This window comes from Streptomyces sp. AB3(2024), from assembly GCF_041862025.1.
In the GTDB taxonomy this organism is placed as follows: Bacteria; Actinomycetota; Actinomycetes; order Streptomycetales; family Streptomycetaceae; genus Streptomyces.
On the sequence record NZ_JBGWAB010000053.1, the window covers coordinates 1 to 14,064 of the forward strand.

10 protein-coding genes are annotated in these 14,064 nt (G+C 75.1%); 2 read left to right on the forward strand and 8 right to left on the reverse strand.

Features of this window, described 5'->3' with window-relative positions; all coding sequences use genetic code 11:
* Positions 1-30 precede the first annotated feature (30 nt).
* From ACEPPI_RS21105 to ACEPPI_RS21140, 8 genes are all read right to left on the reverse strand, one after another.
* Positions 31-1,410, reverse strand: a complete 1,380-nt coding sequence (locus ACEPPI_RS21105; RefSeq protein WP_373916800.1) for an ATP-binding protein — start codon at positions 1,408-1,410, stop codon at positions 31-33.
* The gene (locus ACEPPI_RS21110) at positions 1,407-2,093 is read right to left on the reverse strand and encodes a response regulator transcription factor (RefSeq protein ID WP_373916801.1); all 687 of its coding nucleotides are present in this window, start codon (positions 2,091-2,093) and stop codon (positions 1,407-1,409) included. Before ACEPPI_RS21110 ends, ACEPPI_RS21105 begins: the two co-directional genes overlap by 4 nt.
* A gap of 144 nt (positions 2,094-2,237) precedes the next feature.
* The gene (locus ACEPPI_RS21115) at positions 2,238-3,398 is read right to left on the reverse strand and encodes a substrate-binding domain-containing protein (RefSeq protein ID WP_373916802.1); all 1,161 of its coding nucleotides are present in this window, start codon (positions 3,396-3,398) and stop codon (positions 2,238-2,240) included.
* A 60-nt stretch (positions 3,399-3,458) separates the two neighbouring features.
* The gene (locus ACEPPI_RS21120; protein ID WP_373916803.1) at positions 3,459-4,478 is read right to left on the reverse strand and encodes an ABC transporter permease; all 1,020 of its coding nucleotides are present in this window, start codon (positions 4,476-4,478) and stop codon (positions 3,459-3,461) included.
* Positions 4,475-6,040 carry a sugar ABC transporter ATP-binding protein gene (locus tag ACEPPI_RS21125; RefSeq protein ID WP_373916804.1) on the reverse strand — a complete coding sequence of 522 codons (1,566 nt, stop codon included), beginning with the start codon at positions 6,038-6,040 and terminating at the stop codon, positions 4,475-4,477. Before ACEPPI_RS21125 ends, ACEPPI_RS21120 begins: the two co-directional genes overlap by 4 nt.
* A 170-nt stretch (positions 6,041-6,210) precedes the next feature.
* Positions 6,211-8,931, reverse strand: a complete 2,721-nt coding sequence (locus ACEPPI_RS21130) for a SpoIIE family protein phosphatase (protein WP_373916805.1) — start codon at positions 8,929-8,931, stop codon at positions 6,211-6,213.
* 105 nt (positions 8,932-9,036) lie between these two features.
* The gene (locus ACEPPI_RS21135; protein ID WP_373916806.1) at positions 9,037-9,972 is read right to left on the reverse strand and encodes a cyclase family protein; all 936 of its coding nucleotides are present in this window, start codon (positions 9,970-9,972) and stop codon (positions 9,037-9,039) included.
* A 354-nt stretch (positions 9,973-10,326) separates the two neighbouring features.
* Positions 10,327-11,724 (reverse strand): hypothetical protein, encoded by a 1,398-nt coding sequence (locus ACEPPI_RS21140; protein ID WP_373916807.1) that lies wholly within the window; start codon positions 11,722-11,724, stop codon positions 10,327-10,329.
* A gap of 375 nt (positions 11,725-12,099) precedes the next feature.
* Between ACEPPI_RS21140 and ACEPPI_RS21145 the strand changes: the two genes are divergently transcribed.
* Positions 12,100-12,606 (forward strand): GNAT family N-acetyltransferase, encoded by a 507-nt coding sequence (locus ACEPPI_RS21145; RefSeq protein ID WP_373916808.1) that lies wholly within the window; start codon positions 12,100-12,102, stop codon positions 12,604-12,606.
* Between the two features lie 326 nt (positions 12,607-12,932).
* Positions 12,933-14,012, forward strand: coding sequence for a phosphotransferase (locus ACEPPI_RS21150; protein WP_373916809.1), 1,080 nt, complete (start codon positions 12,933-12,935; stop codon positions 14,010-14,012).
* Positions 14,013-14,064 lie beyond the last annotated feature (52 nt).

Below are 14,064 nucleotides of genomic sequence, written 5' to 3' on the forward strand. Positions count from 1 at the left end.
CTCACCGCCGCCGCACCGCCCCGGCTGGCCTCAGGCCGGGCCGGGTGCCCGCGGGAGGGCGACCGTGAAGCGGGCGCCGCCCTCCGGACCGTGCCCCTCGACCCGGAGGGTGCCCCCGAGACGGCCGGTCAGCCGGTGGGCGAGGGCCAGCCCCAGGCCGCTGCCGACCGGGCGGGTGTCCCGGTAGCGCGCGTGGAGGGCCCCGCTGTCGAAGGCGACGCGTACGTCGTCCTCGGTCAGGCCGGGGCCGCCGTCGCGGACCTGTACCTCGGCCCCGCCGCCCGGGGCCGCCCGCACGGCGAGGACCACGGGCGCGCCCCCGGGCGTCACCCGCAGGGCGTTCTGCACGAGCCCGTCGACCAGCTGCCGGACCCGGAAGGCGTCCGTCTCGACGACGACGGGCCGCTCCGGACGCTCCACCCGCAGCTCGACCCCGGCGCGCGCGCCGGGGCCGGCCCAGAAGGCGGCGGCCTCGGCGACGACCGCGCCCAGGTCGGCCGGGGCCACGTCCAGGCGGAACCCGTCCGCCTCCAGCCGGGCCAGGTCCAGCAGGTCCGCCAGGAACCGGTCCAGTCGGCGCGTCTCGTCGGCCAGGACGCCCCCGACCTCGGGCAGCCGCTCCGGCTCGATCAGGCCGTCGGCCAGCGCCTCGGCGTACCCCTGGAGCGCGGTCAGCGGGGTCCGCAGGTCGTGGGAGACCGACAACAGGAACTCCCGCTGCCGGTTCTCGCTGCGCGCCAGCGCCGCGTCCAGGACGTTGAGGGCGCGCCCGATGTCCTCCGTCTCCCGCGGCCCGTCGACCGGCGCCGGTACGCCCCGCTCGCCGTCGGCGAGCCGGTGCGCGACCCGCGCGGCCTTCACGAGCGGACGGGCGATGCGGCGCGCCATGAGCGCTCCGGCCAGGGCCGCGCCGAGCATGCCGACGACCAGCGGCACGATCACGCTGCGCCGGATCTCGTTCGTGTTCCGCGTGACGACCGCGTACGGCTCGGTGAGGACGACCGCGCCGCCGCCCACGCCCGGCCGCCCCACCAGCAGCACGTCCTGACCGCCCAGGACGGCGGTGGTGGAGACGGGTTCGCCGGCGAGCAGGGCCGCCTTCACGGCCAGGCCCACGGCCGGGGTGGCGCCGCCGCCCACCCTCCCGTCGGCGGAGATCACCGCGAGCTCCACCCCGTTCGGCCCGCCCAGCGCCTGGGCGCCGTTGAACAGCGTCTGCGACAGGACGGGCAGCCGGCCGAGCACCGTGGCCTGACGCGCCAGCTGGCCGCGCTCGCGCCGCTCGGAAGCGTGCGCGGCGCTCTGCCAGGCGACCAGCCCCGTCAGCGCCACCGCGAGTGCGGCCACCGCGGTGGTCAGCACCACGATGTTGCGGGCCAGCGAGCCGCGGCGGGGGCGGGGCCGCTTCACGTACGGGGATCCGTCGCGCTGTAGCCGACGCCGCGGACCGTGCGGATCGGGCTCGCGTCCCCCAGCTTGGCCCGCAACTGCGACACGAACACGTCGACCATCCGGGTGTCGCGGTAGCCGGGGTACCCCCACACCTGCGCCAGCAGCTGTTCCCGGGTGAAGACCTGCCCCGGGTGCCGGAACAGGTGTGCCAGCAGGTTGAACTCGGTGGTGGTGAGCTCGACGGGTTCGCCGTCGCGGCGGACGGTGCGGCTGACCGGATCCAGGCCGAGCCGGCCCACGGTCCCGGCCGGCCGGACCGGCGGCCCGGCCGCCCTGCGCAGGACCGTCTTGACCCGGGCGACCAGTTCGCGGGGCGAGAACGGCTTCGTCAGGTAGTCGTCGGCGCCCAGTTCGAGGCCGAGGATCCGGTCGGCCTCCTCGCCGCGCGCGGTGACCAGCAGGACCGGCGTCCAGTCGCCGGCGTCCCGCAGGGCCTTGCAGAAGGCGATGCCGTCCAGCCCCGGCAGGCCGATGTCCAGCACGATCGCCACCGGGTGCATCCGCCGCGCGGCGGCGAGCCCGGCGGTCCCGTCGGCCTCGACGTGCACGCCGAAGCCCTCCCGCGCCAGGTAGAGCCGCTGGACGTCGGCGATGTGCCGCTCGTCCTCGACGACCAGTACGAGGCCCCTGGACTCCGTCATCACTTCCCCTCACGCGCGGCGAACCCCGCCGATGCTAACCGCGCGGCCCCGGCCGCCCGGCGGGCGCGCCGCCCCCCGTACGTTCCCCGAACATTGCGGCGGCGCGCCCCCCGCGCGAGCGTCGGGCGGACGGGGAGGGGGCGGTCACGAACCGGGAGGGGCCCAGATCCGCCGGTACGCCTCGCGGTAGCCGGCCGGGTCCCAGGACGTGACGCCACGGCTGTTGGCGGCGGTGGCGATGTGGACGGGGGCGACGTACCCGCTGGCGGGCCGGCCGGCGAAGGCGCGGTTGAACTCGTCGACGATCTGCCAGCCCTGCTGGGACAGCGGCTCGGGGACGGTGGCCGCCTGGAACTGCCCGCTGTTGATCCGCTGGAACGCGGAGGGGTCGCCGTCGCCCGCGCCGATGTTGAAGGGGGGCCCCGAACCCGGTGCGCCGGCCGCGCGCAGGGCCGGGGCGGCGTCCGAGAAGTAGAGGTCGTTGATGGCGACGGAATCCGTCCACCGGTTCCCGAAGCGGGCCAGGAGGGAGGAGACCTCCTGGGGGGTGCGGCTTCCGGCGTCGGGGATGGGGATGTTCTCGTACGCCAGGAGCCGCACGCCGGGACAGGTGGCGAGCTGCTTCTTGATCAGTTCGGCCTTGTTCCGGGCGAAGGGGATCGAGTCGTCGGTGAAGACGACGACCCCGCCGTTGCCGCGGGAGCGGGCGATGATCCAGTCGGCGCTGATCCGGGCCACGCCCTCCACCTTCGTGGTGACGTTGGTGAAGAGGCCGGCGCTCTCGCTCGGGCCGGGGGAGCCCACCGCGTGCCAGCCGACGAGCGGAATGTGCGCGGCCCGCGCCTGCGCCACCTGCTGGGAGGTCAGTCCGGGGTCGAAGCCGCCGATGACGATGCCCGAGGGCCTGAGGGTGACGGCCTGACTGAGGGCCGCCTGGATGCCCGCGGGAGTGCCTCCGCCGTCGATCACCCGGACCTTCCAGCCGATGGCGTCCGCCGCCTCCCCGACGCCCTTCGCGACGCCCGCGACCCCGGGGTTGGTCATGGTCTGGGCGACGTAGACGAGGGTCTTGCCGGGTACCGCCGCGGGCCCACTGGTGGGGCCGGTCCAGGTCGCGTCGGTGTTCTCGGCCCGCCGGACGGCGGCCCCGGCCTGCGCGAGGGCGGCGGGGCAGCCCTTGGCGGAGGGCCCGGGGGAGGACGGCCCGCCGCCCGCCGACGGACCGCCCCCGCAGCCGGAGAGGAGGGTGAGGGCCGCGCTCAGCAGGGCCGCGGCGGTGAGGGTGGCCTGGTGGTTGGCTTGCACGGTGCTCCTGACACGGGTGCGCGTACGACGGGTCGCGATGTGCCGCGACGGGTTCTGGCTCTACGGGTGACGGGGCGCGTCGGCTCCGGCCCGCAAACGGCGGCGCGCGGAGTAGCCGGCCAGGCCGACGGCGATGAGCAGGGTGGCGCCGTTGAACAGCGGAGTGGCCCAGAACCGGGCGCCGAGCTGGCCGATGCCGGCCAGGCCGATGGCGAGGACGGCGACGGCGACCACGGTCCCGAGGGCGTTGGCGCGGCCGGGCTTGATCGTGGTGGAACCGAGCAGGGCGCCGACGAAGGCGGGCAGCAGGTATTCCAGTCCGACGCTCGGGTTGCCGGTCTGCTGCTGCGCGGCGAGCAGCACTCCGGCGAAGCCGAAGAGCAGGCCCGATCCGGCGAAGGCGTAGACGGAGTAGCGCTGGGTGGGGATGCCGATGATGCCGGCGGCGCGCGGGTTGGAGCCGATCACGTACAGGTAGCGGCCCAGCGGCAGCCGTTCCAGCACCACCCAGAGGGTGCCCGCGACGGCCAGGACGTAGTACGCGGGCAGCGGCAGGCCCAGGAAGCGGGAGTCGTAGAGTCCGGTGAAGGCGGCGGGCAGGCCCTGCGGGCCGGGCACGATCCGGGCACCGTCGGTGATCCAGCCGGTGACGGCGTACATCATGCTGCCGGTGCCGAGCGTGGCGATGAAGGAGTCGATCCGCCCGAATTCGACGATGACCCCGTTGAGGGCGCCGATGGCCGCGGCCCCGGCCACCACCACGAGGCAGGCGAGCGGCCAGGGCCAGGCGTCGCTCACGATCAGGTCCAGCACCATGACGTGCGCCAGGCCGAGACCGTAGCCGATCGACAGGTCGAACTTCCCGGCGGCGATGGGGACGGTCGCGCCGAGCGCGAGGACGGCGGGGATCGACTGGTTGGAGAGGATCGAGGAGACGGTGTCCCGGGTGGGGAAGGTGGAGGGCAGGGCGAGGGAGAAGGCGAGGAACAGCAGGGCCGCGAGGGCGGGGAGGCCGTACGCCCCGATGTGGTGCCCGCGCAGGCGGTCGAGGAGGGGCCGGGACGGGGCGGAGGAGGTCATCGGGTCGTCCCGGGGCCGGTGACGGGGGGCATGGCCGAGGCGGTGCGGGTGAGTTCGGCGACCGTGAGGCCCGGGCCGGTCAGCTCGGCGCCCACGGTCCCGCGGACGAACACCAGAGCGCGGTGGCACACGCCCGCGACCTCCTCGAAATCGGTGGAGACGAGCAGGACCGCGAGACCGGAGGCCAGCGCGTCGTCGAGCAGCCGGTGGACCGTGGCCTTGGCCCCGACGTCCACGCCGGCGGTGGGCTCTTCGAGGACGAGCAGCCGCAGCCTCCCCCGGAGCCACCGGCCGACCATGACCTTCTGCTGGTTCCCGCCCGACAGGGTGGCGATGGGCACCTCACTGTCGCGGGGGTGCACCGAGAACCGCTCGATCAGGGCCGCGGCCTCGGCGCGCTCCCGCCGCGGGCTCGTCCAGCGCCATGCCGGGACCCCGGCGGACCGGGGGTTGGCCAGGAAGTTCTCCCGTACCGTCAGCGCGGCGGCGCAGCCCTCCCCCTGGCGGTCGCCCGCGACGAGGGCGACCCCGCGGGCGAGGGCGGCGCGGACCGTACCGGGACGGTACGGGCGGCCGTCGAGCAGGATCCGCCCGCCGAGCAGCGGCCGGGCGCCGACGAGGGCCCGGCCCAGGTCGGTGTGGCCGGCGCCGGTCAGGCCCACCATGCCGAGGACCTCGCCGGCCCGCAGCTCCAGGCTGACCTCCCGTGCGGCCGTCGTCGTGACGCGGTCCAGGCGCAGCAGGGGCGGGCCCGCCGCCGGGACGGCGACGGGCCTGTGGGCGGCTTCCTCGCGGCCGACGATGGCGCGCACGAGCCGGGCGGGGCTGTGCCCGTCGAGCGGGCCCCGGTCGACGACGCGGCCGTCGCGCAGGACGGCGAAGGTGTCGGCGACCCGGTACACCTCGTCCAGCCGGTGGCTGACGTAGAGGATGCCGTGGCCCTGGTCGCGCAGGGCGTGCAGGACGTCGAAGAGCCGTGCGCAGTCCGCCGCGGGGAGGGTGGCGGTCGGCTCGTCGAGGACGATCAGCTCCGCGCGGGTGGCCAGGGCGCGGGCGATGGCGACGAGCGAGCGTTCGGCGGGGGCGAGGGCGCGGACCGGGGTGTCGGCGTCCAGGTGTCCGGCGACCAGGCGCAGGGCCCGGGCGCAGCCCTCCCGGGTCCGCCGCCAGGAGATGAGTCCCCCGCGGCGCGGGTAGCCGGTGCCCAGGGCGATGTTCTCGGCCACCGTCATCCACTCGACGAGGCCGAGGTCCTGGTGGATGAAGGACATGTTCCTGGTCGCGGCGTGGGAGCCGAGCGGGTGCCCCGCCACCGTCACCTCGCCCTCGTCGGCGTGGTGGACCCCCGCGAGCACCTTGATGAGGGTGGACTTGCCGGCGCCGTTGGGGCCTAGCAGGGCGAGGACGGCGCCCCGGTGGATGTCGAGGTCGACGGAGTCGAGCGCGCGGGTTCCGCCGAACCGCTTGCCGAGCCCGCGGATACGGACGAGGGGCGGGGACGGGGGCGCTCCGCCGGAGCGCGGGGGCGGGCTGCCCGGTGGTGTGTCGGGAGCGTCATGCACAGACTTCTCCGGGGGTCGGCCTCCGAGGTGTTCCCGACTACATGGGGGATTCTATGCCGATATATAACGGTATCTACGGTATCTACGGTATTTACCCCCTCTGAATGCCGGGACGAATGCCGGGACCCGGCGGGGCCGGGACCCGGCGGGTGGCGGACCGGCGGCGCCGGTCACGCGGCGTCCAGGGCGCACTCGGCCCAGATCACCTTCCCGCCGGTGGTGTAGCGGGTCCCCCAGGCCTGCGCGAGCTGGGCGACGAGGAACAGGCCGCGGCCGCCCTCGTCGGTGGAGGCCGCGTGGCGCATGCGGGGAGCGGAGTTGCTCGCGTCGTGCACCTCGCAGATCAGGGTCCGGTCGTGGATCAGGCGGACCCGGATGGGTGCGCTCCCGTAGCGGACGGCGTTCGTGACCAGCTCGCTGAGCAGCAATTCAGTGGCGAAGGAGGATTCCTCCAGCCCCCACCGGTCCAACTGCTCCATCGCGGCGGCCCGGACCTGGCCGACGAGGGCCGGATCGGGATCCAGGTCCCAGGAGGCGATCCGGTCGGCGGGCAGCGCGTTGGTGCGCGCGACGAGCAGTGCGATGTCGTCAGCGGGGTGCTCGGGGGCCACGGCATCCAGGACCGCCCGGCAGGTGTCCTCCGGGGCGCGGTCGGGGTGGGCCAGCGCCCCGCGCAGCTGGTCGAGGGCCGTGTCGATGTCGCGGTGGCGGTCCTCTATGAGCCCGTCGGTGTACAGGACCAGCTGGCTGTGGACGGGGAGGGTGATCTCCGCCGACTCGAAGGGCAGGCCGCCGAGGCCGAGCGGGGGACCGGCGGGCAGGTCGAGGAGCGAGACGCTGCCGTCGGGGAGTACGAGGGCGGGCGGGGGGTGGCCGGCGCGGGCGACGGTGCACTGCTGCGAGGTGGGGTCGTAGATGGCGTACAGGCAGGTGGCGCCGACGATGCCGGTGCTCCCGGCGCCGGGCGCGTCCCCGCCCTCCTCCCGGTCGAGCCGCACCATGAGGTTGTCCAGGTGCGTGAGGAGTTCGTCGGGGGCGAGTTCCAGTTCGGCGAAGTTGCGGGCGGCGGTGCGCAGCCGGCCCATGGTGGCGGCGGCGTGCAGTCCGTGGCCGACGACGTCGCCGACGAGGAGGGCGACGCGGGTGCCGGACAGGGGGATGACGTCGAACCAGTCGCCGCCCACCCCGGCCTCGGAGGGCAGGTAGCGGTGGGCGACCTCGACGGCGCCCTGTTCGGGCAGGCCCCGCGGGAGCAGGCTGTGCTGCAGGGACAGGGCCAGGGTGTGCTCGCGCGTGTAGCGCCGGGCGTTGTCGATGCAGAGGGCGGCGCGGGCGGCGAGTTCCTTGGCCAGTGCCCGGTCGTCGTCGCCGTAGGGCGCGGGATCCTGCGAGCGGTAGAAGCAGACGATGCCCAGGAGGACGCCCCGGGCGAGCAGGGGGACGGTGATGAGGGAATGGATGTTGTGGGCGAGCAGCAGCTCGGCGTGCGCCGGGTCCTGGGCGATCCAGCCGAAGGCGGCCTTCAGATCGGGCTCCAGCACCGGCTGCCCGGTGGTCATGCAGCGCATGTGGGGCGTGGTGGGATGCAGGGTCACCTGCGAGCCGACCGGGTAGAACGGGCAGTCCTCGCGGATGCCGTGGACCACCGTGCGGCGCATCTCGGCGGTCGGATTGGGGGACTCCTCGCCGCGCAGCACGGCCTCGGGCACGTCGATGGTGACGAAGTCGGCCAGGCGCGGGACCGCCGTCTCGGCCAGTTCCCGGGCGGTGCGGTCCACGTCCAGGGTGGTGCCGATGCGGTTGCCGGCCTCGGCCAGCAGTTCCAGCCGGCGCCGCGCCGCGACGGCGTACCGGCCCACCTCCGGTTCGCCGACCAGGACCAGGCCCCGGACCATGCCGGCGGCGGGTGAGGGTGCGGGGGAGAGTCCGGCGGGGTTCGCGTGGGGCGGGGCGGGGGCGTGGCGTTCCGTGTCCTCGGGGATGAGCGCCTCGATGACGATCCCCTCCACCCCGGAGGAGCTCGTGACGGGGCGGCTCACCAGGGTCACCGACCGGCCGTGGGAGAGGGGTACCTCGGTGGCGGCCCGCCGGGCCGAGGACATCAGCTCCGTGGCCCGTTCCTTCAGGATCGACCGGTCGGACTGGTCCAGCTCGCTCTGGAGCAGCTCGGCCATGGCGAGCGAGGAGCCGTTGTGGGGGTCCATGCCGTTGCGGGCGGCGCGCAGCCCTGCCTCCAGGTAGGCGTGGAGCAGTCCGCGCTCCCGCGCCGAGCTCTGTTCCATCAGGCGCCGTTCGACGGCCTCGGCGGCCCTGCGCACCAGCGGGACCAGTGCCGGGTCCGCGTCGGTGTAGGGGTAGCCGAGGCACAGCACGCCCTCGATGTGCCCGCTGAGCTGGTCGCGTACGGGAATGGCGGTGCAGGCGCTCGACTGGGAGCGCTCGGCGAAGTGCTCGGCGCCGTAGACCTGGACGAGGCCCCGCTCGGCGAGGGTGAGGCCGATGCCGTTGGTCCCCGCGACCTGCTCGGCGAACACGAAGCCGGGGACGGTCTGGATCGGCGCGAGGCGGCGGGGCAGGGACTTGTCCCCGAAGCGGCGCTCCAGTACGACACCGTGCCCGTCGGCGAGGCAGATGTTCATCCGGCTCCCCGTGAAGATCGACTGGAGTCGGTCGAGCACGGGGGTGGCGGCCCGGACGAGGGGGCCGTCCGGGTCGAAGTCCTCGGTGAACGGGAGGTCCGGCCGGTCCGGGGACAGGCCCAGCAGCCGGCAGCGCTCCCAGGAGCTCAGGATTTCGCCCCGCACGTCCCCTTCGACCGACTCGACCGTCTCGCCGTGCAGAAAACGATCACGGGAAAGCACGGGGCCGATGCGGTCTCCCACCACCCCCATCTGCACCACATCCCCTCGCCGGAACGCTCTCGATCACCCGATTTGAGTATATTCCTCACATTTTAGGGCTGGTGCGGGTGTGGAGCGATCGGCGGGCCCCGGGCCTCACAGGACCGCGACCGGGTTGACGGGCGAGCCCGTGCCGCCGGGGACGTTCAGCGGGGTCACCACGAGCAGGAACGCGTACCGGCCCGCCCCGGCGCACGCGGCGGAGAGCGCTTCGAGGTCGAGGTTGTCCAGCAGGGGCACGCCCATGGCGGTGATCGCCAGGGTGTGCACGGGCGAGTGCACGCCCTCGACCGGTGACGGCCGTACGTCGCTGTCCCCGTCGGCGCCGAGCAGGCAGACGCCCCGTTCGGCCAGCAGCGGCAGGGCGTCCACGTGCCAGCCCGCGCTCGCCGCGCCACAGTCCCAGGGGCCGCGCTCCCGGCGCCGGCGGAAGCGGCCCGAGCGCAGCAGTACCGCGTCCCCGTCACGGAGCGTGACGCCGAGCGCCCGCTCCGCGGCGACCACGTCCGGAGCGTGCACCGCCCGGCCGGGCTCCAGCCAATCGACCCCGAGGACGGCGGGCAGGTCGAGGAGCACGCCGCGGGTCACGAGCGGGCCGAGCGCCTGCACCGAGCCGAAGCGGGCGCCCCCGGCGCCGATGGACGCGCGCGCGTCGCGGCCGTCGTACAGCCGCCCCCGGTAGGCGAGGTGGGACAGGGCGTCGAGGTGGGTCACGCTCTTGCCGTGGTAGTCCGCGGCGAGGAAGTCCTTGTACGCGGACGGTTCCGGGGCCTCCACGTCGCCGAGGTCGGACATGTGGTGCAGGGCGGGCTTGGTGTTGTCCGGTCCGGGGCGGGTGTCCCAGGGGCGCCCCATCGGGACGACGGTGCCGGACCGGACCAGGGCCGTGGCCCCGCGCACGTGGTCCGCGGTCACCCGGTTCCACGCGCCGCGGTCGGGCCCGGGCCAGCGGCCCCACGTACGGACCGCCTCGAAGAGCGCGTCGAACTCCCGCCGCGAGACGGCGGGCCCGTTGGCGGGGTTGCTGCTCATGCGTGCTCAGCGCTCCAGGGTTCGTACGGGCCGGCGCCCGCGCGCCCGCCGCCTCCCCGGTCAGGATCCCCGCCCGGCGCGGTACCGGGCCGGGGGCGCGCGGGCCGGGGTGCGTCATTCCTCCCCCGGGGCCGGGGGGGGCGGCGCGCGGGGGGCGGGGCCGCCGGCGCGCGCCCCCCCCGGGCCGGGGGGGGGGGGGCGGGGCGGGGGGGGGGCGGGGGGGGCGGGGGTCGCGCCCACCCCCCCCCCCCCCCCCCCCGCCCCGCGCCCCCCCCCCCCCCCCCCCCCCCCCCCCCCCCCCCCCCCCCCCCCCCCCCCCCGGGGGGGGCGGCCGGTCGTGGCGGCCGCGTCCGGTCAGAGGCCGGCCCGTCCGCTCGCCAGGGGCCACTCGCGGTGGAGGGTGCCGAGCGGGATGCGGCGGTCCATGACCGGCGTGCCGAACAGCGACAGCCCGAGGTGGAGCTGGCCGCTCAGGTCGAAGCCGCCGTGCAGTGCCCAGGAGGCGGTCGCCGAGGTCTTGCCGTCCGTGGACGCGCTCGCCTTGGCGTCGGCCTCGCCGCGCAGGTAGGGGGCGAAGTCGGCGCCGACGCCCACCACCCCGTACAGGCCGACGGAGGCCTCCGCGCCGAGCGCGGCCTTGACCGTTCCGGCCGCGGTGACCTCGGCCTTCACCGGGGAACTCTGCACGGCCGACGTGCTGACCGGGGTCCAGCCCTTGCCCGTGGCGTAGCTCCCGCCGACGCGGAAGTCACCCTTGACGTCCTGCCGGACGTCGAGGGTGACCCGGCCGTCCGCCTCCACCTGGACGTAGCAGGTGAGGTCGAGGTTGACGACGACGGGCACCGGGCCCACCTGGATGACGGGGGAGCTGTGCAGCTTGGCGAACGGGATGCGCTTGGGCGCTCCCGTGCTCGCGGCGGCGCGGCCCTTGAGCTCCCACTGGGAGGACCAGTCGCCGCTCATGCCGAGGAAGGCGGAGTGCGGGAGGGCACCGGCGCCCTTGGTGCCCTCGTAGGAGAACTCCACCTCGGGGGCCAGCTGGACGAAGCCGGACACCGAGGCTCCTGCCGAGACGGGAGCGCCCTCGGCGGTGTCGACGGCGGCGTTGACGTCGAGGCGGAGGTTGCCGAGGGGCAGCTTCGCGCTGTTGGGGCCGGAGCGCAGGCCCCCGCCCTTGGCCCAGGAGACGGTGACGCCCTTCATCAGGGGCTCGACCGCGACCGTGGCGGGGTCGACCGGGACCTTGCCGTCGGCCTTGTCGTCCTTCAGGACGGAGGCCAGGGTCGTGGAGGCGGTCTTCACCTCGGTGCCGCTGTCGGTCTTCTTGACGACCTCGGTGACCTTCGCGAGCAGGCCGTCCGGGGCGCCGGGCGCCGGGGCGCTGGCGATGACGTCGCCGACGGCGACGGGCTGGTCGGGCGTGGGGGAGTGGGTCGGGGAACCGCCGGGCCCCTGCGGGGCCTTGGATATGACGGCCCGTCCGCTGGCCTTGTCGTAGGAGGCGACCTTCAGCGAGGACTTCTCGGGCTGTGTCTGGCCGGTCCGGGTGCGGGCGATGGCGGACGGCGCGGCGGACCCCTGCGGGGCGGCGTCCACGGTCAGCTGCTGGGTGCCGTCGCCCTGTGACGTGGTGGTGGGGGAGCCTCCCGCCTCGGCGACCGCGCCGGTGTGCGGTGTCGAGGAGCAGCCGGTGGCGGCGAGCGCCAGGGTGGTCAGGCCGGGGAGCAGGAGGCGTCGGGTGAGCGTGCGCACGTAGGTGTGACCTTCAGATCGGGGTAGCAGGTGTTACTCGTAAGTAATCTGAGGGTTGATCATGCCATGCGGGCGCCGCGCCGGTCATCTCGGGATCCGGCCAACTCGACTGCCGGGCAGGACAATTGAAGGTTCATCTACTGTGGGTCGTCGTGGCGCGGGAGGTGGGCCCCGGCCTCGGTGTGGCCGGCGGGGCCGGGCACCGGCGAAGCCGTCGTAGGTCCTGCGGCCGAGGAGGAGGGTGCCGGCGGATCCGAGGGCGGCGGGACCGGGCCTGCCGGACGCGTGCGCTTGACTGCGTGGATGGACATCGACTCGACACAACCGAATCCGTCGGCGGTCACGCAGGTCAGGCGCTTCCTCCACGGTGATTCGGTGGAGGACCTGACTCACCTCCTCCATCGCGCCTACGCGGACCACGCCGCCGCCGGACGGGTCTTCTTCGCCTCCTACCAAACGCCCAGGGACACGCGGCACCGCCTGAGCAAGGGCGAGTGCTGGGTCGCCGTGAACGGGAACGAACTGCTCGGCACCGTCACCGTGTCGGCCCCTCACACCACTCCCGCCGGGTACCCGGCGCCCGCGGGCGCGGGCTCCTTCTGGCAACTGGCGGTCGACCCGTCGCAACGGGGCACCGGACTCGGACACCGGCTGCTCGCGCTGGCCGAGTCACGGATCACCGCTCTCGGATCGACGCGGGCCGTCATCGACACCTCCGCGCGAGCGACGGAGCTCGTCGACTGGTACCGCCGACGCGGCTACACGCGTACGGGCACGTGGCGGTGGGACGTCACCAACTACGACAGCGTCGTCCTCGCGAAGGACCTGCGGACGGCGATACCCCGTGATCGGGCCGACCGGGCCCGGGGGCCCGAGTCGTAGATCCACCGCAGGTGTGGCGCGGGTCGTCCCGGGCCGGGGGACGCACCCCTGTTGGTGACCGGAACGCCCCCACCGCCGGCGGTTTCGGTCCCGGGTGGCCGGAGGGGTGTGCCGGTTCGGCGCAACCTGTTTGAGCGGGGCTCCGGTTGGGCGCGAGGGAATCGTGACGGCTGCCTTAGCCGCGTCCGGGACAGTTCTCCAGGAAAGCTGTGGGGTGCATCGACACCCCGTGCATCGAGTGCCCCGGCCGCATCGACGACCCGATGTGCCGCGGAGACCGGTTTCTCCCGGGAGACCCGCACGTCCCAGGAACGGAAGGAAAGCCGATGACCGTTGCCGCCCCGGCCGGAACGGTGGAGTGGGTGCGCCACGTCCTCGCCACCCACTGGGGCGACGCGTGGGGTGTCGCCGGACCGGTCCCGCTCACCGTCGGGGGCGCGGCCCCGCTCACCCACACCGCGGGGCTGTGGCGGGTCGCGGGGCCCGGCGCGGACCACGTGCTGAAGGTGCAGCTGAACACCGAGGCCGCCCGGCCCGGGAACTTCCCCGCCCTCAAGGCCCGGGTCCTCGCCCACTGCTCCCGGCGGGGCGTGCCCGTCCTGCCCGTCGTCCCGGCCGCCGACGGCCGGCCGGCGGTCCGGCACGACGGGATCCTGTGCGAGCTGTCGCCCCACAGCCCCGGGGCGCGGGCGAGCGGGGGCCGCGAGCAGGCCGACGCCATCGTCGCCGCCGGGCTGGCCCTGAGGGCCGCGCTGGACACCCTCCCCCCGGACCTGACCGGCAAGCTGGCCACCGTACACCTGCCCCTCATGGTGGAGGAGGAGCACTGGCCGGCCGCCCTCCAGGACGCCGAGCGGCGCCTGCTGCCCCGGGCCGAGCGCGGAGCGGACCGCTGGCACCGTGCCGCAGCCCGCGTCCTGCGCGAACTCGCCGCCTCCGCGCCGCTGCTGAGGTCCCTGTCCCGGCCGCTGCCGACCGCCGCCGGCCGTCCCTCCGTCGTCCACGGGGACCTGCACGTCCACCACTTCCTGCTCTCCGAGCGCGGCGCGGCCCGCGTGCTGGCCGTCCTCGACTTCGACAACCTCCAGGTGGCCGACCGCCTCCTCGACCTCGCCTGGACCGCCGACACGGCGGTCCTCGCCTGCGGCGCCGACACCGGCGCCGCCCGCGACGTCCTCGCCCGCTTCCTGCGCACCGGCCGCGGCCGCGGGCTGCTGAAGCCCGGGGACGAGGTGCTCCTCATGCCCCTCCTGATGGCGCACTCGCTGCCGGTCATCGTGGACATCGCCAAGGACATCCTCGACCGGGGCATCCTGACCCCCCAGTGGCTCGCCTACTTCGAGCTGCTGTCACCGGCGCGAAGACTCGCCGTCCACCGGCTGCTCAGCGCCGCCGCGGCCGGCTGACCGCCTCCGCCGCCACCCCGTACCCACCGCCGCCCCCCGCCGGGCCGCCCCG

Excerpts from the sequence above, each read along its gene's own strand:
- ACEPPI_RS21110 (WP_373916801.1), bottom strand. The coding sequence starts at position 2,093 with ATGACGGAGTCCAGGGGCCTCGTACTGGTCGTCGAGGACGAGCGGCAC.
- ACEPPI_RS21120 (WP_373916803.1), bottom strand. The coding sequence starts at position 4,478 with ATGACCTCCTCCGCCCCGTCCCGGCCCCTCCTCGACCGCCTGCGCGGG.
- ACEPPI_RS21130 (WP_373916805.1), bottom strand. The coding sequence starts at position 8,931 with ATGGGGGTGGTGGGAGACCGCATCGGCCCCGTGCTTTCCCGTGATCGT.
- ACEPPI_RS21135 (WP_373916806.1), bottom strand. The coding sequence starts at position 9,972 with ATGAGCAGCAACCCCGCCAACGGGCCCGCCGTCTCGCGGCGGGAGTTC.
- ACEPPI_RS21150 (WP_373916809.1), top strand. The coding sequence starts at position 12,933 with ATGACCGTTGCCGCCCCGGCCGGAACGGTGGAGTGGGTGCGCCACGTC.